The sequence below is a fragment of the Streptomyces sp. NPDC088732 genome, from assembly GCF_044751205.1.
In the GTDB taxonomy this organism is placed as follows: domain Bacteria; phylum Actinomycetota; class Actinomycetes; order Streptomycetales; family Streptomycetaceae; genus Actinacidiphila.
Genome location: NZ_JBIVLI010000016.1, coordinates 170,639 through 191,970, shown reverse-complemented (window position 1 = coordinate 191,970; position 21,332 = coordinate 170,639). Strand labels below are relative to the sequence as shown.

Below are 21,332 nucleotides of genomic sequence, written 5' to 3'. Positions count from 1 at the left end.
CTGTGCGGGTACAGCTCGGATGGCCCCGGCGGTGCGGCGGCCGCCCGGGCGGAGCCTGGGCTCCCCGGCCTGGCGCACACCCTGCGCCACTGGGCCCTGGAGGACCCGCAGCGCCACTTCCTCGTGTACGGCACGCCCGTGCCGGGCTACCAGGCGCCCGACGACATCACCGGCATCGCCCGGGAGATCATGGCGACGCTGCTCGACGCCTGCGCGGAGCCCTCCGCCGCGGCGCCCGGCGCCTCCCCCGGCCCGGCCGGTGCGGCCCTGGACGAGCACCTTGCCGCGCACCGGGAGTGGACCGGCGGCCACCCCGCCCCGGAGGCGGGGCTGCGCCGGACCCTGGCGGTGTGGACGCGGCTGCACGGCGTCCTCTCGCTGGAACTCGCCGGCCACTTCACCGGGATGGGCTTCGATCCCGCGGTGCTGTTCGCGGCGGAGCTGGAGAGCGTACGGGCGCTGTGACGAGCCGCGCTGCGGCACTCAGGTGAAGCGGTGCGGCGGCGGGAACCCGCGCGCGCGGCGGCCCGTTGTACGCGATGGGCAAAGGAATCGTCAAGGGGCGCGGCCCGCGCCGGATTGAGCAGGGAGATCCCATGGGTGTCAGCCTTTCCAAGGGCGGCAATGTCTCGCTGACCAAGGAGGCCCCGGGACTGACCGCGGTCACCGTCGGTCTCGGCTGGGACGTGCGCACGACCACCGGCACGGACTTCGACCTCGACGCGAGCGCGCTGCTGGTCAACGCCGAAAGCAAGGTCGTCTCGGACAAGCACTTCATCTTCTTCAACAACCTCAAGAGCCCCGAGGGTTCGGTGGAGCACACCGGCGACAACCTCACGGGTGAGGGCGAGGGCGACGACGAGCAGGTCAAGGTGAACCTGGCGACGGTCCCCGCCGAGGTCTCCAAGATCGTCTTCCCGGTGTCGATCTACGACGCCGAGAGCCGCCAGCAGTCCTTCGGCCAGGTCCGCAACGCGTTCATCCGCGTGGTGAACCAGGCCGACAACAACGAGCTCGCCCGCTACGACCTCACCGAGGACGCCTCCACCGAGACCGCCATGGTCTTCGGCGAGCTGTACCGCAACGGCGCCGAGTGGAAGTTCCGCGCCGTCGGCCAGGGATACGCCTCCGGCCTGCGCGGCATCGCACAGGACTTCGGCGTCAACCTCTGACGTCCCGCGCCCCCATGGGCGCACGTACGACACGCGGGCCCCGGGCCCGCGGTGACGACGGCGAAGGGCCGCGTGGCAACTGCCACGCGGCCCTTCGCGTGTCGGGGGTCCGCGGCTCGGGGGTGCCGCGGCCGTGCGGGGTGGAGCGGGTCGCGCGCCGCCGCGGTCAGGCGGCGATGCGCGAGGCGAGCTCCTTGGCCTTGGCGCCGGCCTGCTCGTGGGCGGTGGCCTTGGAGGCGTCGGAGAGGTCGACCAGGTCGGCCATCGCGGGCACGACCCGGGCCAGGGTCAGCTCCGGAACGATGAAGTGCAGTTCCTTGATGCCGAGGCCCCCGGTGAGCACCTTCTCCAGGTAGTTCGTGACGAACTCGAAGTCGGCGCGCGGCGTGCCCGGGCCGTAACCGCCGCCGCGGCTGGCGACGACGACCACCGGGGTGTCGGCCGCGGAGGGGTGCTCGCCCGCGGTGCGGCCCAGGATGATCACCTGGTCCAGCCAGGCCTTCAGGGTCGACGGAATTGTGTAGTTGTACATCGGCGCGCTGATCAGCACGGCGTCGGCGCGCTCCAGCTCGTCGGCGAGCTCGTTGCGGACCGGGTGCTCGGCGCCCGCGGTGTAGGCGGCGGCGTCGATGTGCGGCACGGGCTCGGCGGAAAGGTCCCGGTAGATCACCTCGCCGCCCGGGTGCTGGGCCTCCCACTCCTTGCGGAAGGTGGCGGCGACGTCCCGTGAGGCGGAGCTCTCGGCGGGCCAGATGGACGAGTCGATGTGCAGCAGCGTGGGCATGGGGGTGCTCACTTCCTTTTGCTTCGCTGTGAATGAAAACTTCGCAGCTATGTCTTCGTGCGCAGCTATTGCTATCACAGGAGCTTACTTTTTTGCAGCCGCTAGTGACAAGGGCGGTATCGTGGGGGCATGGCACAGGGGATCGAGCAGGCGGACCATCCGCCCGAGCAGTGCGCACGCGTGGACAGCGGCCTGACGCGCGTGTTCGGGCTTCTCGGCAAGCGCTGGACCGGCCTGGTCGTGGCGGTTCTCACACAGCGGCCGGCCTACTTCGCCGAGCTGCGCCGAGCCATCCCCGGCATCAGCGAGCGCATGCTCTCCGACCGGCTCACGGAGCTGGCCGAGGCCGGGCTGGTCGTCCGCGAAGTGGATGCCGGGCCGCCGCTGCGGGTCAGCTACCGGCTGACCGAGGCGGGCGAGGCCCTCGGCCCGGCCCTGGGCGAACTCGGCCGCTGGGCGGAGAACCACCTGCCCGGCGAGAACCCCTGCACCGAGCTCCGGCCCGACGCCCGCTGAGCCGCGCGTGCCGGGCGTCGCTGTCCGGCTTCCGGGCGGGGCGGCGGTCGTACGAACCCAGCGGCCCTGCCGACGGCCTTGCGGCCGGGCTGGTCGTTCGCGAGGTGGATGCGGGGCCGCCGTTGCGCGGGTCAGCTACCGGCTGACCGAGGCAGGCGAGGCCCTCGGTGCGGCCCTGGGCGGAGAATCACCTGCCGGGTGAGACCCCTGCACCGAGCTCCGGCCCGATGGCGGCGGCGGGCTCCTCGGCGAGCATCCCCATCAGCTGGCCGCCCTCGGTGGGTTTGCGGGAGCCGGAGACCGGCCGCCTCGACATACGTGCCGTCTCCGGCACGGGCGTCACTGTCCCGGTTCCGGGCGGGGCGCTGCCGTTCAGGAGGGCAGTGGCAGCTCGAACCAGACGACCTTGCCGACGGCCTTGCGGCTGGTGCCCCAGCGCCGGGAGAGGTTGCTCACCAGCGCCAGCCCGCGGCCCTCCTCGTCGTCGGCGTCCGCACGCCGCAGTTGCGGCAGGTTGTGGTCGTCGTCGCTCACCTCGACCAGCAGTTTGCCGACCCGCATCAACCGCAGCGAGACCTCGTGCGACGCGGCCCGCAGCGCATTGGTCACCAGCTCGCTGACCAGCAGCTCCGTTAGCTCGCCGAGCGCCTCCAGCCCCCATTCGGCCAGCTGCGCGCGGGTGAGCGCCCGCGCCCTGCCGACGTCGGACGGGTCCAGCGACAGCCGCCACTCGGCGACGTCCTGCGACGGAATGCCCTGGAAGTTGGCGACCAGCAGTGCCACGTCGTCACGCCGGTCGTCGGAGTGGACGCGGCTGAGGATCTGCTCGCAGACGTCCTCCGGGGTCTGCTGCGGCTCGATGACGTTCGCGCAGAGCGCCGCCAGACCGGCGTCTATGCCCTGCCCGCGCACCTCCACCAGCCCGTCGGTGCACAGCACCAGCCAACTGCCGTCCGGGACCGGGATCTCCACCGTCTCGAAGGGCACGCCGCCCACCCCGATCGGGGCGCCCTTGGGGATCTGCAGCAGCTCGCTGCGGCCGTCGTGCCGGGCCAGCACCGGCGGGATGTGACCGGCGTTGGCCAGGGTCAGGGTGCGGTGGATCGGGTCGTAGACCGCGTACACGCAGGTCGCCAGGTGCTCGGCGCCGAGCCGGTGGGCGAGGTTGTCCAGGTGGCGCAGCAGCTGGGCGGGCGGCAGGTCGAGCGCGGCCATGGTGATCACCGAGGTCCGGAACTGGCCCATCACCGCGGCCGACAGCAGTCCGTGCCCCATCACGTCGCCCACGATCAGCGCGACCCGGCCGCCCGGCAGCTGGATGGCGTCGAACCAGTCGCCGCCGACCTGCGCCTGGCGGTCACCGGGCATGTACCGGTGGGCGATCCGCACCCCGGGCAGGCGCGGCGGCCGGGTTGGCATCATGCTGCGCTGAAGGGTGGCCGCGGCCCGCGACTCCATCCGGTGCAGCCGCGCGTTGTCCAGGTGGACGGCGCCGCGCGCGGCCACCTCGGAGGCCGTCGCGGCGTCCTTGGCGTCGAAGGGGCGACGGCCCGGGTGCCGCAGGAAGCACATCCGGCCCAGCACCGTGCCGCGCGCCGTCAGCGGCACCACGATCATCGAGCGGTCCGGCAGCAGCGGTCCGAGTCCCGGCACTCCCAGGTCCACGGCGATGTCGCGGGCGATCGCGGGGTCTATCACCGGCACGACCAGGGGCTCCCCGATGCGCGGGGTGCTGTCGGCGGGCAACGGGATCAACTCGCCCTCCGGCAGGGCGGCCGCCCACGAGCCGGGGGTCGCCGCGGTGTGCGCGACCGCCACCCGGCGGGCGATGATCGTGTCCCCCGCCCGGTCGTCCTTGGGCAGCTCGGTGTCGGAGAACAGCTGGTCCACGACGAGCACCGCCGCGAAGTCGGCGAACCGCGGCACGGTGACCGCGCACAGCTCGCGTGCCGTTGTCTCCAGGTCGAGGGTGGAACCGACCTTGGCACCCGTCTCGCGGAGCAGCGCCAGCTGCTCGTCCAGCACATGCCCGGGGGCGAGCGCCGGAGCGGGAGCGGGGGCGAGCGCCGGCGGGGCCCCGTCGGTGCGCGGGCCCGGGAGCAGCTCGCGGTAGGCCGGACGGGTCGCCCGGGCCGTGCGGCCGGTGCCGGGGTTGGCGGGCGCCGCCCGCACCGCGCCGGCCTCGTACTCCTCGGGCAGGACGGGCAGCGGCAGCGTGCCGTCCACCTCGACCGCCGGGTATCCCAGCGGAACGATCTGCTGCATGATCCGCTCCAGCCGCCCCGCACTGACCCGGGGCAGCACCGAGCCGAGCCGTGCCGCCAGATGCCCGGCGTGCCCGGGATCGGGGACCGGTGCGAGGCGCGCGGCGACACGGACGCCCCCGCGCAGCGCCGAGCTGTCGGCGGCGTACGGCAGGAGGCGGTCGCCGAGCGCGAGCCGGGGCCCGGTGTCGCGCAGCGGGCGGGCGTTGGCGGCGATCAGCAGCAGGCTGCGGCCGGCCGGCTCCATGATCCGGTACGACCACCACATCACGTCCTTGACGGCGCCGTCGCGGTCGGTGGCGGGCAGGCTGCCCGCCCACGCGGGCTCCGTGAGGTCGTCCAGCAGCTCCAGGACGTCCTGCCCGGTGGCCGTGGACCGGCCGGGCGGCCCCGGCGGGACTGCCGGTCCCGGCACCCCGGACGGCCCGGCCGGGCCCGGGGCGTGGGGCAGCAGACCGGTCGACGGGCGGCCGAACACGCCTTCCCAGCGGTGCCCGAACAGCTCCTCGGCGCCGCGGTTCCAGTACGAGATGTCCCCGTCGGGGTCGACGCACACGACGGCGAGGCGCAGCAGGGCGGACACACCCGTGGCCGCGAGCGCGGTGGTGGTGGCGGTGGCAGGGAGCCTGGTCATCTCATCCAACGTCGGGTACCTGCGGTTCGGCTGCGGTTCGGCGCGGAAGGCTGAAGGAGCAATCAGGGTCGGTTCGTTCGTGTTCAGGCAAGCATGAAACAACGGACGCGGTCCGGTAAATGGCTAGATTGCCCCCAGGAGTGACCAACCGGGCATGGCCCGAAGGGGTGGAGAGGCGCGTGGAGCAGGTGCAGCAGGCGGAGCACAGAATTCCGCACATCCCCGGGTTCGCGCGGTGGCCGCACGACGGCGCCCCCAAGGAGCAGGGCCGGGCTCTGCGCCGGCGGGTGCCGCGCGAGACGCACGCCGAACTCGCGTCCGAGGACGGCCGGCAGGGGGCCGTGGAGTCGGTGCTCGCCTCCGGCGAGGGGCGCATCCCCGGCCTGGTGCCGCTGCGGGTGGGGCGGATGGCCGCGAGCCCCTTCGCGTTCCTGCGCGGCTCGGCCGGACTCATGGCGGGCGACCTCGCCGGCACCCCGGTCACCGGCGTCGGCACCCAGATCTGCGGCGACGCCCACGCCGCCAACTTCGGCCTGTACGGCGACCACGGCGGCCGCCTGGTCATCGACATCAACGACTTCGACGAGACCGTGCACGGCCCCTGGGAATGGGACGTCAAACGGCTCGCCGTCTCCCTGGTGCTCGCCGGACGCGAGGCCGGCGCGGACGAGGACATCTGCCGCGGTGCCGCCTTCGACGCGGTCGGCGCGTACCGGCGCACCATGCGGCTGCTGGCCAAACTGCCGGTCATGGAGGGCTGGCACGCCATCGCCGACGAGGAACTGGTCACCCACGCCGACGCCCGCGACCTGGCCGGCACGCTGCGCCGGGTCGGCGAGAAGGCGCGGCGCAACACCAGCGCCAAGTTCGCCGCCCGTGCCACCGAGCCGGACGGGGGCGGCGGACGGCGCTTCGTCGACGCGCCGCCGGTGCTGCGCCGGGTGCCCGACGCGGAGGCGGCGGCCGTCGCGGGCGCGCTGTCCCTGGACGGCTACCTGGCCACGGTCGGCGAGGACCGGTGGCCGCTGCTGTCCCGCTACGCGGTGCACGACGTGGCGTTCCGGGTGGTCGGCACCGGCAGCGTGGGCACACGCTCGTACGTGGTGCTGCTCCTGGACCACCACGGGGAGCCGCTGGTGCTCCAGGTGAAGGAGGCGCGGCGGTCGGCGCTGGTGCCGCACCTGGCGCGGGCCGGCTTCGACACGCCCGCGGCCGGGCACGAGGGGCGGCGCGTGGTGATGGGGCAGAAGCGGATGCAGGTCGTCAGCGACAGTCTGCTGGGGTGGGCGGACGTGGAGGGGCGCCCGTACCAGGTGCGGCAGTTCCGCAACCGCAAGGGCAGCGTCGACCCCGCGTCGCTGCGGGCCGGGTTGATCGACGACTACGCGCGGATGACGGGGGCGCTGCTGGCCCGGGCGCACGCGCACAACGCGGACCCGCGGCTGATCGCCGCCTACTGCGGCAAGGGGGAGCAGCTGGACGAGGCGGTGGCGGCGTTCGCGGTCGCGTACGCGGACCGTACGGAGGCGGACCACGCGGAACTGCTGGCGGCGGTCCGGGCGGGGCGGATCGCGGCGGAGACGGGCATCTGAGGCGGATCCCGGGTCTGGGTGGCGAAGGGGCGCGGAGGGGCCCGCGGGGGCCTGGGGGGGCTGGAGGGGCCTGCGCGGGCGGTCCGGGAGTGCGCCGGGGGCACGTCTTCCGCGGGGCGGCGGTGGGGCGTCCGAGTGCGCTCATGTGCGCGGGGCGCGCGCCGGAGCGCACAGGAGCGCGCCGACGGGGCACGCGGGGCGTGAGCAGGCTCACGGACCTTGTGACCGGCACCCGTTCGGCCTCGTAGGCTGGACCGGTGAAGAAAACCTCCGGCACTGAAACGACCGCCGCCTCCTCCGATCCGCAGGACCGGCTGGCGCAGGCCGTGCGGGCCGCCGAGCACGCACTGATCGAGTTCGAGATCGCGGTGGAGACCTTCCGGGTGGAGGTCGAGAACTTCTCCCGGCTGCACCATCAGAAGCTCGGGCCCATGTACGCCCGGCTCGACGAGCTCGACGCGCTGATCGCCGAGGCGGTCGCCGCCAAGAGCGGCGACCGGGACGACATCCGGCGTGCCTGGGAGGCCCGGGCCCTTGTGATGCCCATGCCGGGGGTCGAGGAACTGTTCGGGGGGCTGCTCGGCTCCGACGGCGTCCGGCCCAGCGAGGACCCCCACCCGCCGCGCCGCGTCCGGCCCGGCAAGGAGGCGCAGCGCCTCTACCGTGAGCTGGCCCGCAAGGCGCACCCCGACCTGGCGCAGGACGAGGCGGAGCAGGAGCGCCGCAGCGAGTTCATCGCCCGGGTCAACGAGGCGTACGCCTACGCCGACGAGGAGCGGCTGCGCGAGCTGGCGGCCGAGTGGGAGGCCGGGCCGGTGCCGGAAGAGCAGCAGCCCAGCGAGGGCGAGGTGCTCTACGCCCGGCTGGAGTGGCTGGCGCAGCGCAAGGAGCAGCTCGCCGCCTCGGCGGCGGAGCTGGAGGAGAGCGCGATCGCGCAGATGATGAAGCTCTCCCCGGACGATCCGGACAGTCTGTTGAACGAGATCGCCGAGAGCCTGCTCAACCAGGTCGCCAACCGCGAGGCGCGGCTCGCGGAGCTCGTCCGGTCCGAGAAGGGCCCCGAGTAGCGTCCGGGGTACCGTCGGACCGCACGCCCTATCGAAGGAGTCCTTGCCATGTTCAACGCCCAGCTGCCCGCGGTGGACCCCGTGCAGGTGCCGGCCGACGGCTATCTGCTGGACGTCCGCGAGCACGACGAGTGGAACGCGGGGCACGCCGAGCACGCGGTGCACATCCCGATGGGCGAGGTCGTGGCCCGTCTCGCGGAGCTGCCGGAGGACGGCCGTGTGCACGTGGTCTGCCGGGTCGGCGGCCGGTCGGCGCAGGTCACGCAGTACCTGGTCGCGCAGGGGATCGACGCGGTGAACGTCGACGGCGGCATGCTCGGCTGGGAGGCCGCGGGCCGCCCGCTGGTGGCGGACGGCGGCGACCAGGCGTACGTGCTCTGAGCCCTGCGGCCGGGCGGCCCCGGCCGCGGGGTCAGGCGTCGTGAGGGGGCCGGTCAGGCGTCGAAGTCCACCTCCACTGAGGAGGTGACCGGGCGCGACTGGCAGGCCAGCACGTATCCCGCCTCGATCTCCTCGGGCTCCAGGGCGAAGTTCCGGTCCATCCGCACCTCGCCGGAGACCAGCTTTGACCGGCAGGTCCCGCACACTCCGCCCTTGCAGGCGTAGGGCGCGTCCGCCCGGTTGCGGAGCACCGTCTCCAGCACCGACTCACCGCCCTGCGAGGGCCAGCTGCCGGCCCGCCCGTCGAGGGTCGCGCGCACGGTGGCGCCCTCGTGGGCACCGGCGGCCGCGGCGCTCACCGGTGCGGCGTCCACATGGAAGATCTCCTCGTGGATGCGGCCGCGGGTCACCCCGAGGCCGCGCAGCGCCCGCTCGGCGCCCTGCACCAGCCCGTAGGGGCCGCACAGGAACCAGCCGTCGATCCGCTCGACCGGCAGCAGGGACGGCAGCAGACCGGTCAGCCGCTCCTTGTCGAGCCGGCCGGACGGCAGCCCCGCCTGCTGCTCCTCGCGGGAGAGCACCGTGACCAGCTGGAAGCGGTCCGGGTAACGGTCCTTCAGGTCGGCGACCTCTTCGAGGAACATCGTGGACGCCGCGGTGCGGTCGCTGCGTATCAGGCAGAACCTGGCGTCCCGCTGACGGGCCAGCAGGGTCGAGGCGATCGACAGCACAGGGGTGATCCCGCTGCCGCCGACCACCGCCGCGAAGTGCCCCGGCCGCGGGTGCAGGACGAAGCGCCCGGCCGGGCTCATCGCCTCCAGGACGTCGCCCACCGCGAGTTCCTTGTGGGCGAAGGTCGAGAACTCGCCCTCCTCCACGAGCCGCACGCCCACCCGCAGGGTGCGCGGCGCGGCCCCGTGCGGTGCCGGGTCGCACAGTGAGTACGTCCGCCGGATCTCGCGGCCGTCGGCCGTGCGGCGCAGGGCGATGTGCTGGCCGGGCGTGTAGCGGTAGATCTCGCCCAGTTCCTCGGGCACATCGAGGGTGACGGCCACCGCGTCGTCCGTGAGCCGGTCGACCTCCGCCACCCGCAGCGGGTGGAAGGCGCCATGCGCCCCGGGGACGGGTGCCATCTACAGCTCCTTGAAGTGGTCGAACGGCTCGCGGCAGCTCTCGCAGCGGCGCAGCGCCTTGCACGAGGTGGACGAGAAGCGGTTGAGCAGGACGGTGTCGAGGGAGCCGCAGTGCGGGCAGCGCACCGCGAGCTCCAGCGGTATCGGCCCGCCGCCGGGCGCGGCCTGCCGCGGGGGAGCGATGCCGTACTCGGTGAGCTTGCGGCGGCCCTCGTCGGTGATGGCGTCGGTGGACCAGGGCGGTGAGAGCACCGTGCGGACCGACACCTCGGTCATGCCGCGCTCGCGCAGCACCTGCGTCACGTCCGCGGCCATGGTGTCCAGGGCGGGGCAGGCGGTGTAGGTCGGGGTGAGCTCGACCTCGACGCTGCCGGGGCCGGTGAGGTGGACGCCGCGGAGGATGCCCAGGTCCTGGAGGGTGAGGACGGGCAGCTCGGGGTCGGGCACGGCGCCGACGGCCGCGCGCAGCTCCGCCTCCAGCGCGCTGAGGCCCGCGGTCACCATGTCGCCCCCGGGTGTGCGCGGTGCAGGTGCTGCATCTCCGCGAGCATCCGCCCGAAGGGCTCGGTGTGGATGCCCTGCCGGCCGGCCCCGGCGGACCAGGGTGTCGTGCTGGGGCCCTCGGGGAGCGTCAGCGTGGCCCGGCCGAGGACGTCGGAGAGGGCGGCGAGCCAGGGCTCGCGCAGCTGCGGGAGGGCCACCGGCAGGCCTTCGACGGGCTGGAACATCTCGCCGGTGTAGCGCCACAAGGTGTCCAGGGCGCGCTGCATCCGTGTCCGGCTCTCCTCGGTGCCGTCGCCGAGGCGCAGGGTCCACTGGACGGCGTGGTCGCGGTGGTAGGCGACCTCCTTGACGGCCTTGCCGGCGAGCGCGGCGAGACCGGTCACCTCGGGGCCGCCCTTGGCGCGGGCCAGTTCGCCGTACATCAGCTCCTGGTACAGGGAGAAGTAGAGCTGGCGGGCGATGGTGTGGGCGAAGTCGCCGTTGGGCTGCTCGACGAGCTGGAGGTTGCGGAACTCCCGCTCCTCGCGCAGGTAGGCGAGTGCGTCCTCGTCACCGGCGAGGGACAGCAGCACGCGGGCCTGGCCGAGCAGGTCGAGGGCGATGTTGGCGAGGGCGACCTCCTCCTCCAGGACCGGGGCGTGCCCCGCCCACTCCCCCAGGCGCTGCGCGAGCACCAGCGCGTCGTCCCCCAGTGCGAGTGCGGCGTTCACAGGTGCTCCACTCCCTCGGGGATCTCGTAGAAGGTCGGGTGGCGGTACGGCTTGTCCGCGGACGGGGCGAAGAAGGGGTCCTTCTCGTCGGGCGAGGAGGCGGTGATCTGGGTGGAGGGGACCACCCAGATGGACACGCCCTCGCTGCGCCGGGTGTACAGGTCGCGGGCCTGCCGCAGCGCCATGGTGGCGTCCGGGGCGTGCAGGCTGCCGGCGTGGGTGTGGCTCAGTCCGCGTCGGCTGCGGACGAAGACCTCCCACAGCGGCCACTCCTGGGCGCTGGTCGTCATCGCTCTCCCCCTTCGGTCCCGGCCGTGCGACGGGCCGCTTGCTGCTTGGCCGCATGGGCGGCGGCCGCCTCGCGGACCCACGCGCCCTCTTCGTGGGCGGTGCGCCGCTGGCTCAGGCGCTGTTCGTTGCACGGCCCGTTGCCGCGCAGGACTTCCTGGAACTCGGTCCAGTCGATGGCTCCGTAGTCGTGGCAGCCGCGCTCCTCGTTCCACCGCAGGTCGGGGTCGGGGAGCGTGAGGCCGAGGATCTCGGCCTGGGGGACGCAGATGTCCACGAAGCGCTGCCGCAGTTCGTCGTTGGAGTGCCGCTTGATCTTCCAGATCGTGGACTGGGCGGAGTGGGCGGACTCGCCGTCGGGCGGGCCGAACATCATCAGCGAGGGCCACCACCAGCGGTCGACGGCGTCCTGGGCCATGGCGTGCTGCTCGGCGGTGCCCTTGCTGAGGGCGAGCAGCAGCTCGTACCCCTGGCGCTGGTGGAAGGACTCCTCCTTGCAGATGCGGATCATGGCGCGGGCGTACGGGCCGTAGGAGCAGCGGCACAGCGGCACCTGGTTGGTGATCGCGGCGCCGTCCACGAGCCAGCCGATGGCGCCGACGTCGGCCCAGGTCAGCGTGGGGTAGTTGAAGATCGAGGAGTAGCGCTGACGGCCGGCGTGGAGCTTGTCGAGCAGCTCGTCGCGGCTGACGCCGAGGGTCTCGGTGGCGCTGTAGAGGTACAGGCCGTGGCCGGCCTCGTCCTGGACCTTGGCCATGAGGATGGCCTTGCGCCGCAGGGAGGGCGCGCGGGTGATCCAGTTGGCCTCCGGCTGCATGCCGATGATCTCGGAGTGGGCGTGCTGTGCCATCTGCCGGACCAGCGTGGCCCGGTAGGCGTCCGGCATCCAGTCGCGAGGCTCGATCCTCGCTTCGGCGGCGACCGCCGCGTCGAATGCGGCGAGGAGTCCGGATCCCGTCTCCGTGGTCTCCGTGCTCTCCCCGGCCGCGGCCGCTGTCGTCATGCGAGGCCCCTTCCCTCCCGACCGACCGATCGTTCGGTTCAATGGTCGGGGGTGCCCGGGAGGGTGTCAAGGCCGGGCGGGGCCTGTGGAAAACCGCGAGCGAGGGGCCGCCGCACCCCCTCGTGGCGCTGCCGCGCCGGCCGCCGCGGAGCCCGCCGGCCGGTACCGAAGGCCGGGACGGCTGTACCGCCGCTGCGTGGCATGAGTACCGTTCCGTGCTGAGTGAACCGCGCGGGACGCCGGACCCGCCGGATGTACCGGACACACCGGACGCACGGGAACAGGAGCGAGAGCCACCATGGAGCCACCCGAAGGGCCCGGGGGAGCGACCGGGATATTCGCGCTGTCGCGGCCCTCCCGGATCGCGGTCGCGTTCGCGCTGGCCGCGGCGCTGGTCGGGGTGGCCGTGCACCTCCTCATGGTGTTCCTGCACGTCGCCCCGGAGAACACCCTCTCCAAGCAGCACGGCGACCTGGTCGGCGACTACGTCTACCCCGAGTTCGAGCAGAACTGGAAGCTCTTCGCGCCCAACCCGCTCCAGCAGAACATCCACGTCTGGGCGCGCGCCGAGGTCCGCAAGGCGGACGCCGGCGAGTCGACCACCGGCTGGGTCGACCTCACGGCCATGGACATCGCCGCGATCCGGCACAACATCGCCCCCAGCCACACCCAGCAGAACGAGCTGCGCCGGGCCTGGACCTTCTACAGCACCACGCACGGCGACCAGAACAAGCCGATCGGCCTGCGCGGCGACCTCAGCCGCGAGTACCTGCAAAGGATCGTGGAGCGGCGCCTCGGCCCCCGGCTCGACGGCGGCGACGTGGAACGCGTCCAGGTGCGCACCGGCACGACGGCGGTCGCCGCACCGGTCTGGAACCCCGAGAACACCGACACGCGCACCACCTTCCAGGTGCTCCCGTGGTGGATCGCGACCCCGCGGAGCCAGTCCGCCGCCGCGGGGCAGGAGGACGCGTCGTGACCGAGCCCGTGAACACTCCGGACCACTCCGTTGTCCCGGCTCCCTCGCCCGTTCCCGACCCCGCTTCCGCGCCCGTTCCCACTCCGTCCGAGGTGCCGTCGCCCTTCGCGGGCCTGGCCACCGCGGCCGACCGCGGGCTGACACGCGCCCTCGTCCGCGTCACCGGCACCGCCATCGGCCCGTACCAGAGCGCGGTCGTCCGGATCGGCATCGCGCTGACCTGGCTGCTGTTCCTGCTCCGCGAGTTCCCGCACCGCGACGAGCTCTACGGACCCGACGGCGTGTGGGGCTGGGCCCAGGCGAGCCGGCTGATCGCGGACAACCACGCCTTCACCGTCCTGATGTGGAGCGACGGTCGCGTCTGGTTCGAGTTCGTCTATGCCGCCGGCATCGCCGCGAGCGTCATGCTGCTGCTGGGCTGGCGCACCCGGACCGCCTCGCTGCTGTTCATGATCGGCGTGCTGTCGCTGCAGAACCGCAGCGTCTTCATGGGGGACGGCGGCGACAACGTCGTCCACCTGATGGCGATCTACCTGGTCTTCACCCGCTGCGGCCAGGTGTGGTCGCTCGACGCCCGCCGCCGCGCGCGCAGCGGGGACGAGCAGCAGGGCGAGGCCACCGGGATCGCCCTGTGGATCGTCCTGGGCCTGTTCCTCCTGATCGCGCAGTTGCTCGGCAGCACCGGCCTGACCTGGGCCGACGGGATGCTGCCGTGGCTCGGCTGGACCCCGTTCCTCTGGGGCGTCCTGCTGCTCCAGGCGGTGTGGTGGGCAGTGCGCCGCTATGCGCCCGGTGAGCCGCGCACGCTCCTCGACGTGTTCGCCAACATCACGCACAACGCGGCGATGCTGGTCATCGTCGTCGAGGTGTGCCTGATCTACGCCACGGCCGGCTGGTACAAGATCCAGGGCTCGCGCTGGCAGGACGGCACCGCGCTGTACTACCCGCTCCACCTGGACGACTTCAGCCCGTGGCCGGAGCTGTCGCACGCGATGGCGAGCAGCGGCCTGATGGTCATGGTGATCACGTACGGGACGGTGATCGTCCAGGTCGCCTTCCCGTTCACCCTCTTCAACCGCCGCGTGAAGAACGTGCTGCTCGCGCTGATGATCGTTGAGCACGCCTCGATCGCCGTCGTCCTCGGCCTGCCGATCTTCTCCCTGGCGATGATCGCGGCCGACGCGGTCTTCCTTCCGACGGGTTTCCTGCGCTGGGCCGGCGACCGCGCCGGCCGGCTGGTGCGCCGGGGACGCGCGGGCCGTGGCGACGCCGGCGGGCGCCCCGTGGTGCCGGCCCCCGGCCGCGGCACCGCGGAGCCCGCGGCTACGGACCTTCCGGTGTGACGACGGCCGTGTCCGGCAGCCAGTGGAACAGGGCCATGCCGACCGTCGTCGCGAGGTTGAAGCTGGAGACCTGGGGGCGCATCGGCACGGCCAGCAGCCGGGTGGCCCGGGCCCGCAGACCGGGCGAGATCCCGTGCCGCTCCGAGCCGAAGGCCAGCAGCGCGTCGTCGGGAAGGGGCACGCGGCGGATGTCCTCGCCCTCGGGGTCCAGGACATAGAGCGGTCCGGGGGGCAGCGCGTCGGGGGCCAGCCGCTCCACCGCGGTCGCGTAGTGCAGCCCGGCCCCGGCCCGGACGACGTTCGGGTGCCAGGGGTCCAGGTCGTCGGGGCCGCCGACCGTGACGACTCCGGTGGCGCCGAAGCCCGCCGCGAGACGGATGACGGCGCCGACGTTGCCGAGATTGCGCGGGCCGTCGAGGACGACGACGGGCGCCTTGCGCGGCTGCTCGGACAGGACGCGCAGATTCGCCTCCCGGCCGGGGCGCGCGGCGAGGGCGGCGATGCCCGTCGGGTGGATCCGGGGCACGAGTTCGCGCAGGACGTCCGCGGGGACCTCGACGGCCTGGGTGTCGACGGCCGCGGCCACGTCCTTGGCCAGGTCGGCCGCCAGGGCCAGGACCGCGGCCTTGTCGGACGTGAGCACGGTGTGGATCCGGGCCCCGAAGCGCAGCGCGTGCTTCAGCGCGTGGAAGCCGTCCAGCAGGACGGCTCCAGGTGCGGCCTCCCGCCATTCCCGGGTGATCCGCCGGGTGTCGTCCGTGCTCATGGCCTCAGCCTAGGGGCAGCGCTCAGGCCTCCCGGACCGGCGGATTGGCGGGGGAGAACTCGGGGGCGCCCCAGCGCAGGGTGCTCAGGCCGGGCAGTTCGACGGCCTCGGTGACGGTGAAGTCCACGCCGCGTCCGTCCTCGCCGTCCGGGTCGCCGTCCCACGCGACGCGGGCCGTGCCGGTCAGCATGAGGACGCCGCCGGTCCGCCAGTCGGGGAAGAGCAGCCCGGTCGCGGGCCGGGTGGTGATGTTGCCCAGCGTCATGAACATGGAGTTGCCGCTGTAGTCCGGCCAGCGCAGCCGGTGGCCGTCCGTCACCGTCACGAAGCCGGGGTTGCCACCGCGATGGGAGGCGTCGGCGGCACCGTCGGGGCCGGATGTCGCGACGAAGAAGGTGTCCGCGGCGCGGATCCATTCCTGCTGGGCGGCGGTCAGCCCGCTGCCGTGCGTGGCCCGGCCGCCCGTGGCCGGGGGCAGCCCCGCGGCGGTCAGCTCGCGTCGCTGGATGTACTTGGGGCAGTTGGCGTACACCTGCTCGGTGCGGATCAGCAGGCCGTCGCCGTCCGGGCGGGCGGTGCCGTTGACCCGCATACGGCGCCGGGTCTCCGGTTCGACGGCGATCGTCCCGACCCGGGCCGGGCCCGCGAGGGCGGCGGCCAGCGGATCGTCGGGGTGCGGCCGGGCGGCGACGGCGACCGTGTGCGCGTCGGGGGAGCGCACGAAGCCGGGCGGGCCGGTGAGCAGCGAGGCCCACAGCCGTCCCCGCGCGTCGGCGGCGCCGACGACGATCATCCGGCGCTGTTCCAGGAAGGCCGCGGCGACGGCGGGGACGTCGTCACGGATGCCGCGGCCCACATGGTCGGCGCGGACCAGGACGCCGGCGCGGGTCTGCACGGCCCGCTCGCCGGGGTGGTAGGTGCTCGCCGTGTCGGTCGTCATGCCGTGGTCCTTCCTGGACAGCGGGTCGGGACGTGCGCGTGTGCGTTGCGCGCGGTTAGAAGAACCCGCAGGTGGGGGCTTCCGCGTGCGGTGCGGGGGCGGTGTCGGCGCCGGAGGCGGTGAAGATCTCCAGCCGGATGCCGTCCGGGTCGGCGAAGAAGATGCCGCCGGACGGGGCGCCCTCGCCGTGCGGGACCACGCCGTCGTGGGCGAACGAGGCGCCGAGCTCGCGCAGCACGTCCTCGGCGGCCCGGACCTCCTCGACCGAGTCGACCTGGAAGGACAGGTGGTGCAGGCCCGGCCGGGATGCGGCGAAGTCGCCCTCGCTCTGCTGCCACAGGGTCAGGACCAGGGCGCCGCCCAGCGAAAGGAACGCCCAGCGGCGGTCCCCGTCGGCGCCCTCGGCGGCATCGAAGCCGAAGACCCGCTGGTAGAAGGCGAGGGAGCGGTCGAGGTCCGTGACGTTGAGGCCGACGTGGCCCGTCTGCAGGGAGGTGGGTGCGGCGGCTGTGGTCATGGGGGCGGTGACTCCCTCGGTCGTGGTCGCCCGGCTCGTCCGGGTTAACCGTTCTCTACGAACGTAAGGGTTAGCCTGGAGACGGTCAACCGGTATCAACCCCTAAGGGGGTTAGAGTGGGGGGCATGTCGTCGCCCGTGATCGACCCGCGTCCGCTGCCCGGGGAACCCCTTTCGCTGGACCTCCTCAACACGCGGTGGATGACCGGTGACGGGCCGCGGGACCTGCTGGCCGAGCCCGACGGCCTGACGGTCTGGCTGGCGGCGAACAAGCTGGCGGGGCACTGCCCGCAGGATGCGGCGGCACGGGAGGCGCTGCTCGCCGCCCGGGAGGCACTCGCGGTGGCGGTGCGCGATCCCGGGGCGCCGTCGCGGGAGGCACTGGACGGGCTGAACGCGGTACTCGCCCACGGGCGGGTCCGGCGCCTCATCGGGCCCGACGGACGCCCGGCGGAGGAAGTCGAGACCGACCTGCCGGCCTGGCGGGCACCGTGGATCGCCGTCAACGACTACGTGGAGCTGCTGGCCGCCGATCCGGGGCGGATCCGGGCCTGCGCCCACGACCGCTGCGTCCTGCACTTCTTCGACACCTCGCAGAACCGCCGGCGCCGCTGGTGCTCGATGGCGGTGTGCGGCAACCGCGCGAAGGCGTCGCGGCACCACGCGCGCACAAAGGAGCCCCGTCCGGAGTGACAGGGCTCCTCCGGACGGGGCAGTGGTGCGGGCGCTCGCGGATCAGGCGGGGCGGCGGACCTCGATGACCCGGAAGCGGTTCGCGACGAAGGCGCCGTCGCACAGCGCGGCATTGGCGGCGGGGTTGCCGCCCGAGCCGTGGAAGTCGGAGAAGGCGGCCGTCTGGTTGACGTACACCCCGCCGGTCAGGTTGAGGGAGAGCTGGGCGGCCTCCTCCAGGCAGACCTCCTCGACCTTCCCCTCCACCTCGGGGGAGGTCGTGTAGGCGCCGACCGTCATGGCGCCCTTCTCGCGGACGGTGCGCCGCAGGAGCTCCAGCGCGTCGTCCGTGGAGTCCATGGCCACGGCGAAGGACACCGGCCCGAAGCACTCCGACATGTAGGCGGCCTCGTCGTCCGGCTTGGCGCCGTCCAGCTTGACCATCAGCGGGGTGCGGACCACGGCGCCGGGGAACTCGGGGTGGGCGACCTCGCGCGAGGCGAGGGCGACCTCGCCGAGAGAGGCGGCGGCCTCCAGCCGGGCCTTCACATCGGGGTTGACCAGGGCGCCGAGCAGGGCGTTGGCGCGGGCGTCGTCGCCGAGCAGACCGCTCACGGCCGCCGCGAGGTCGGCCGTCACCTCGTCGAAGCTCTTGTGGCCGGCGTCGGTCGGCACGCCGTCGCGGGGGATGAGGAAGTTCTGCGGGGTGGTGCACATCTGGCCGCTGTAGAGCGACAGGGAGAAGGCCAGGTTGGACAGCAGGCCCTTGTAGTCGTCCGTGGAGTCGATCAGGACGGTGTTGACGCCGGCCTTCTCGGTGTAGACCTGCGCCTGGCGGGCGTTGGCCTCCAGCCAGTCGCCGAAGGCGGTGGAGCCGGTGTAGTCGATGATGCGGATCTCCGGCCGCAGGGCGAGGGTCTTGGCCAGGCCCTCGCCGGGGCGCTCGGCCGCCAGGCACACCAGGTTCGGGTCGAAGCCGGTCTCGGCGAGCACCTCGCGCGCGATGCGCACGGTCAGCGCGAGCGGCAGCACGGCCCGCGGGTGCGGCTTGACCAGCACGGGGTTGCCGGTCGCCAGGGAGGCGAACAGGCCCGGGTAGCCGTTCCATGTCGGGAAGGTGTTGCAGCCGATCACCAGCGCGACGCCGCGCGGCACCGCCGTGAAGGCCTTGCGCAGGACCAGCGGGTCCCGCTTGCCCTGCGGCTTGGTCCACTCGGCCGCGCCCGGGGTGCGCACCTGCTCCGCGTAGGCGTACGCGACGGCCTCCAGACCGCGGTCCTGGGCGTGCGGGCCGCCGGCCTGGAAGGCCATCATGAAGGCCTGGCCGGAGGTGTGCATGACGGCGTGGGCCATCTCCGTGGTGCGCGCGTTGATCCGCGCCAGGATCTCCAGGCACACCAGGGCGCGCGTCTCGGGGCCCGCCTCGCGCCAGGCCGGCATGGCGGCCCGCATCGCGGGGAGCAGCACGTCCACGTCGGGGTGCGGGTACTCGGTGCCGAGCTCGATCCCGTACGGGGAGAGCTCACCGCCGGTCCAGCCGTCGGTGCCGGGCTGCCCCAGGTCGAAGCGGGTGCCGTGGAGCGCGTCGAACGCGGCCTTGCCGGTCTCCGCGTCGGCGTATGCCTTGGGGTGCTCGGGGTACGGAGACCAGTACTCGCGAGTACGGATTGCCTCGAGGGCCTTGTCGAGCGTCTCGCGATGCTTTTCGATCAGCGGGACAGCGGTGAGAACGGCAGCCATGGGGGCCAACTCCTCGTCGAGCTGGTGCTACGGGTGGGCAGGGTGCTGGCAACACGGCTAGATTAACCGAATGTTCGGTCGGGACAAGGGGGCCTGCCGAACCTGTGGACAAGTGGCGAGGAGCAGAGGCGACGATGAGCGCTCTTGACCGATCCAGCACGATCGCCGTTGTCGGCACGGGCACCATGGGCCAGGGAATCGCGCAGGTGGCGCTGGTCGCGGGGCACTCGGTGCTGCTGCACGACACCGGCCCGGGCCGTGCCGAGCAGGCCGAGCGGGCCGTCGCGGAGCGGCTGGACCGGCTGGTCGAGAAGGGCCGCATGACCCCCGGGGAGCGCGACGCGGCATGCGGCCGGCTGGCCGCCGCGCCGGCGATCGAGGACCTGGCAGGAGCGTCGCTGGTCGTCGAGGCGATCCTGGAGGAGCTCGGCGCCAAGCAGCAGCTCTTCACCGCGCTGGAGAGCGTGGTCGCGGAGGACTGCCTGCTGGCCACCAACACCTCCTCCCTGTCGGTCACCGCCGTGGGCGGCGCGCTGCGCCGGCCGGGCCGCCTGGTGGGGCTGCACTTCTTCAACCCCGCCCCGCTGCTCCCCCTGGTGGAGGTGGTGTCCGGCGCCGCCACCGACGAGGCGGCCGCGCAGACCGCGTACGACACGGCCGCCGCCTGGGGCAAGACTCCGGTGCGCTGCACCGACACCCCCGGTTTCATCGTCAACCGCGTCGCGCGCCCCTTCTACGCCGAGGCGTTCCGCCTGTACGAGGAGCGGGTCGCGGACCCGGCCACCATCGACGCGGTGCTGCGGGAGAGCGGCGGCTTCCGCATGGGGCCGTTCGAACTGACCGACCTGATCGGCCAGGACGTGAACGAGGCGGTCACGCGGTCGGTGTGGGACTCCTTCTTCCAGGACCCGAAGTTCACCCCGTCCCTCGCGCAGCGCCGCCTGGTGGAGTCCGGGTGGCTGGGGCGCAAGGCGGGGCACGGCTGGTACGACCACGCGCCGGGCGCGACGCCGCCCCTGCCGCACACGGCCGGGCCCGAGGACCCGCCCTCCAAGGTGACCGCGCACGTGAGCCCGTCCGGTCCGGCGGGCCGGCTGCCCGGGATGATCGCCGAGGCGGGCATCGAGGTGGTGGCCGGCGACGTCTCCGACGCCTCCGACGCCTACCTGGAGCTGCCCGGCGGCGGGCGGCTCTACCTGGCCAACGGCATCCAGGCCACGCCGGACCACCTGGAGGACGACGACGCCGGCGACTGGGTGCAGTTCGACCTGGCGCTGGACTACCGTGCCGCCACCCGTATCGCCGTCGCACCCGCCGACACGGCTCGTCCGGAGACGGTGCGGGCCGCGATCGGGCTGTTCCAGGCGCTGGGCAAGGAGGTCAGCGTCATCGACGACGCACCGGGCATGATCGTCAGCCGTACCGTGGCGATGCTCGTGGACTTCGCCGCCGACGCGGTCGCGCGCGGTGTCGCCTCGCCGCAGGACATCGACGCCGCGATGCGGCTGGGCGTGAACTACCCGCGCGGGCCGCTGGCGTGGGGCGACGAGCTGGGCCCGGCGTGGGTCGTCGAGGTGCTGCGCGGTCTGCACGAGGCCTGTCCCACCGGCCGTTACGCGCCGTCCCGCCTGCTGAACCGGCGCGCGGCGGCCAAGGGGGGACTGCTCTAATCATGACCATGGCACCGCGCGACACCTCCGCCCCGAAGCGGGACACCTACACTCCGGACTCGCTGCTCGCCGTCGCCGTGCAGGTCTTCAACGAGCGCGGCTACGACGGCACGTCCATGGAGCATCTGTCGCAGGCCGCGGGCATCTCCAAGTCCTCCATCTACCACCATGTGCGGGGCAAGGAGGAACTGCTGCAGCGGGCCGTCGGGCGCGCCCTGGACGGCCTGTTCGGCATCCTGGAGGAGCCGGCGGCGCGGCGCGGGCGCGCCGTCGAGCGCCTGGAGTACGTCACGCGGCGCACCACCGAGGTGCTGATGACGGAGTTGCCCTACGTCACGCTGCTGCTGCGGGTGCGCGGCAACACCAAGACCGAGCGCTGGGCCATGGAGCGCCGCAGGGAGTTCGACCACCGGGTCGCCGATCTGCTGAAGTCCGCGGTGTCGGAGGGCGATCTGCGGGTGGACGTGGCGCCGAGGCTCGCCACCAGGCTGCTCTTCGGGATGATCAACTCCCTTGTCGAGTGGTACCGGCCGCATGTGCCGGGCGCCGGGAACGCGGGGCCGGCGGCGGAGGCGGCGGAGCAGGAGGACGCGGCGGTCGTGGACGCCGTGGTGCGCCTGGCGTTCGACGGGCTGCGGATATCTTGACGTTGGTCTAG

At 73.3% G+C, this 21,332-nt stretch carries 22 protein-coding genes and 1 pseudogene; 11 read left to right on the top strand and 12 right to left on the bottom strand.

Annotation, left to right across the window (positions count from 1 at the left end; translation table 11 throughout):
• Positions 1–15 precede the first annotated feature (15 nt).
• Both ACIP9H_RS26665 and ACIP9H_RS26660 read left to right on the top strand, forming a co-directional pair.
• A pseudogene (locus ACIP9H_RS26665) lies at positions 16–465 on the top strand (TetR-like C-terminal domain-containing protein); the annotation flags it as partial.
• 131 nt (positions 466–596) lie between these two features.
• Positions 597–1,172 (top strand): TerD family protein, encoded by a 576-nt coding sequence (locus ACIP9H_RS26660; RefSeq protein WP_401588398.1) that lies wholly within the window; start codon positions 597–599, stop codon positions 1,170–1,172.
• A 166-nt stretch (positions 1,173–1,338) separates the two neighbouring features.
• Here the strand turns inward: ACIP9H_RS26660 and ACIP9H_RS26655 are convergent, their stop codons facing one another.
• Positions 1,339–1,956 (bottom strand): FMN-dependent NADH-azoreductase, encoded by a 618-nt coding sequence (locus ACIP9H_RS26655; protein WP_401588401.1) that lies wholly within the window; start codon positions 1,954–1,956, stop codon positions 1,339–1,341.
• 129 nt (positions 1,957–2,085) lie between these two features.
• On the opposite strand from ACIP9H_RS26655, the gene ACIP9H_RS26650 reads away from it, so the two are divergent.
• Positions 2,086–2,472, top strand: a complete 387-nt coding sequence (locus tag ACIP9H_RS26650; protein WP_401588404.1) for a winged helix-turn-helix transcriptional regulator — start codon at positions 2,086–2,088, stop codon at positions 2,470–2,472.
• Between the two features lie 187 nt (positions 2,473–2,659).
• Here the strand turns inward: ACIP9H_RS26650 and ACIP9H_RS26645 are convergent, their stop codons facing one another.
• The gene (locus ACIP9H_RS26645) at positions 2,660–2,806 is read right to left on the bottom strand and encodes a hypothetical protein (protein WP_401961185.1); all 147 of its coding nucleotides are present in this window, start codon (positions 2,804–2,806) and stop codon (positions 2,660–2,662) included.
• Between the two features lie 38 nt (positions 2,807–2,844).
• Entirely contained in the window at positions 2,845–5,370 is a 2,526-nt protein-coding gene (locus tag ACIP9H_RS26640) for a SpoIIE family protein phosphatase (RefSeq protein ID WP_401961183.1), read from the bottom strand.
• Positions 5,371–5,549: 179 nt separating this feature from the next.
• Between ACIP9H_RS26640 and ACIP9H_RS26635 the strand changes: the two genes are divergently transcribed.
• The 3 genes from ACIP9H_RS26635 to ACIP9H_RS26625 all read left to right on the top strand — a co-directional run bounded on the left by ACIP9H_RS26635 (position 5,550) and on the right by ACIP9H_RS26625 (position 8,410).
• Entirely contained in the window at positions 5,550–6,962 is a 1,413-nt protein-coding gene (locus ACIP9H_RS26635; protein WP_401588410.1) for a DUF2252 domain-containing protein, read from the top strand.
• Positions 6,963–7,219: 257 nt separating this feature from the next.
• Entirely contained in the window at positions 7,220–8,029 is an 810-nt protein-coding gene (locus ACIP9H_RS26630; protein ID WP_401588413.1) for a hypothetical protein, read from the top strand.
• 48 nt (positions 8,030–8,077) lie between these two features.
• Positions 8,078–8,410, top strand: coding sequence for a rhodanese-like domain-containing protein (locus tag ACIP9H_RS26625; protein WP_401588416.1), 333 nt, complete (start codon positions 8,078–8,080; stop codon positions 8,408–8,410).
• Between the two features lie 53 nt (positions 8,411–8,463).
• Here the strand turns inward: ACIP9H_RS26625 and ACIP9H_RS26620 are convergent, their stop codons facing one another.
• Genes ACIP9H_RS26620 through paaA form a run of 5 tightly spaced genes read right to left on the bottom strand, consistent with a single transcriptional unit; the run spans position 8,464 to position 12,048 of the window.
• Positions 8,464–9,543, bottom strand: coding sequence for a 2Fe-2S iron-sulfur cluster-binding protein (locus tag ACIP9H_RS26620; protein WP_401588418.1), 1,080 nt, complete (start codon positions 9,541–9,543; stop codon positions 8,464–8,466).
• Complete coding sequence (gene paaD / locus ACIP9H_RS26615; protein WP_401588421.1) at positions 9,544–10,047, bottom strand: 1,2-phenylacetyl-CoA epoxidase subunit PaaD; 504 nt, start codon at positions 10,045–10,047, stop codon at positions 9,544–9,546.
• The gene (gene paaC / locus ACIP9H_RS26610; protein WP_401588423.1) at positions 10,041–10,757 is read right to left on the bottom strand and encodes a 1,2-phenylacetyl-CoA epoxidase subunit PaaC; all 717 of its coding nucleotides are present in this window, start codon (positions 10,755–10,757) and stop codon (positions 10,041–10,043) included. Before paaC ends, paaD begins: the two co-directional genes overlap by 7 nt.
• Positions 10,754–11,047 carry a 1,2-phenylacetyl-CoA epoxidase subunit PaaB gene (paaB, locus tag ACIP9H_RS26605; RefSeq protein ID WP_360904658.1) on the bottom strand — a complete coding sequence of 98 codons (294 nt, stop codon included), beginning with the start codon at positions 11,045–11,047 and terminating at the stop codon, positions 10,754–10,756. Before paaB ends, paaC begins: the two co-directional genes overlap by 4 nt.
• On the bottom strand, positions 11,044–12,048 hold the full coding sequence (gene paaA, locus ACIP9H_RS26600) for a 1,2-phenylacetyl-CoA epoxidase subunit PaaA (protein WP_401588426.1): 1,005 nt from the start codon (positions 12,046–12,048) through the stop codon (positions 11,044–11,046). The genes paaB and paaA overlap by 4 nt, the downstream gene beginning before the upstream one ends.
• 298 nt (positions 12,049–12,346) lie before the next feature.
• Between paaA and ACIP9H_RS26595 the strand changes: the two genes are divergently transcribed.
• Both ACIP9H_RS26595 and ACIP9H_RS26590 read left to right on the top strand, forming a co-directional pair.
• Positions 12,347–13,027 carry a DUF5819 family protein gene (locus ACIP9H_RS26595; protein ID WP_401588429.1) on the top strand — a complete coding sequence of 227 codons (681 nt, stop codon included), beginning with the start codon at positions 12,347–12,349 and terminating at the stop codon, positions 13,025–13,027.
• Positions 13,024–14,370, top strand: a complete 1,347-nt coding sequence (locus ACIP9H_RS26590; protein ID WP_401588431.1) for an HTTM domain-containing protein — start codon at positions 13,024–13,026, stop codon at positions 14,368–14,370. The genes ACIP9H_RS26595 and ACIP9H_RS26590 overlap by 4 nt, the downstream gene beginning before the upstream one ends.
• Here ACIP9H_RS26590 and ACIP9H_RS26585 read toward each other — a convergent pair.
• The 3 genes from ACIP9H_RS26585 to ACIP9H_RS26575 are packed head-to-tail and all read right to left on the bottom strand — an operon-like array spanning position 14,351 to position 16,593.
• Positions 14,351–15,136, bottom strand: a complete 786-nt coding sequence (locus tag ACIP9H_RS26585; protein WP_401961177.1) for a TrmH family RNA methyltransferase — start codon at positions 15,134–15,136, stop codon at positions 14,351–14,353. The genes ACIP9H_RS26590 and ACIP9H_RS26585 overlap by 20 nt on opposite strands.
• A 22-nt stretch (positions 15,137–15,158) precedes the next feature.
• Entirely contained in the window at positions 15,159–16,076 is a 918-nt protein-coding gene (locus ACIP9H_RS26580; protein WP_401961175.1) for a pyridoxamine 5'-phosphate oxidase family protein, read from the bottom strand.
• A gap of 55 nt (positions 16,077–16,131) precedes the next feature.
• Positions 16,132–16,593, bottom strand: coding sequence for a VOC family protein (locus ACIP9H_RS26575; protein ID WP_401588439.1), 462 nt, complete (start codon positions 16,591–16,593; stop codon positions 16,132–16,134).
• Positions 16,594–16,718: 125 nt separating this feature from the next.
• Between ACIP9H_RS26575 and ACIP9H_RS26570 the strand changes: the two genes are divergently transcribed.
• Entirely contained in the window at positions 16,719–17,285 is a 567-nt protein-coding gene (locus ACIP9H_RS26570) for a CGNR zinc finger domain-containing protein (RefSeq protein ID WP_401961173.1), read from the top strand.
• Between the two features lie 42 nt (positions 17,286–17,327).
• On the opposite strand, the gene paaN is transcribed toward ACIP9H_RS26570, so the two are convergent.
• The gene (gene paaN, locus ACIP9H_RS26565; RefSeq protein ID WP_401588444.1) at positions 17,328–19,004 is read right to left on the bottom strand and encodes a phenylacetic acid degradation protein PaaN; all 1,677 of its coding nucleotides are present in this window, start codon (positions 19,002–19,004) and stop codon (positions 17,328–17,330) included.
• 134 nt (positions 19,005–19,138) lie between these two features.
• Between paaN and ACIP9H_RS26560 the strand changes: the two genes are divergently transcribed.
• On the top strand, positions 19,139–20,674 hold the full coding sequence (locus ACIP9H_RS26560; RefSeq protein ID WP_401588446.1) for a 3-hydroxyacyl-CoA dehydrogenase: 1,536 nt from the start codon (positions 19,139–19,141) through the stop codon (positions 20,672–20,674).
• A gap of 2 nt (positions 20,675–20,676) precedes the next feature.
• Positions 20,677–21,321 (top strand): TetR/AcrR family transcriptional regulator, encoded by a 645-nt coding sequence (locus tag ACIP9H_RS26555; protein WP_401588449.1) that lies wholly within the window; start codon positions 20,677–20,679, stop codon positions 21,319–21,321.
• Positions 21,322–21,332: the final 11 nt, after the last annotated feature.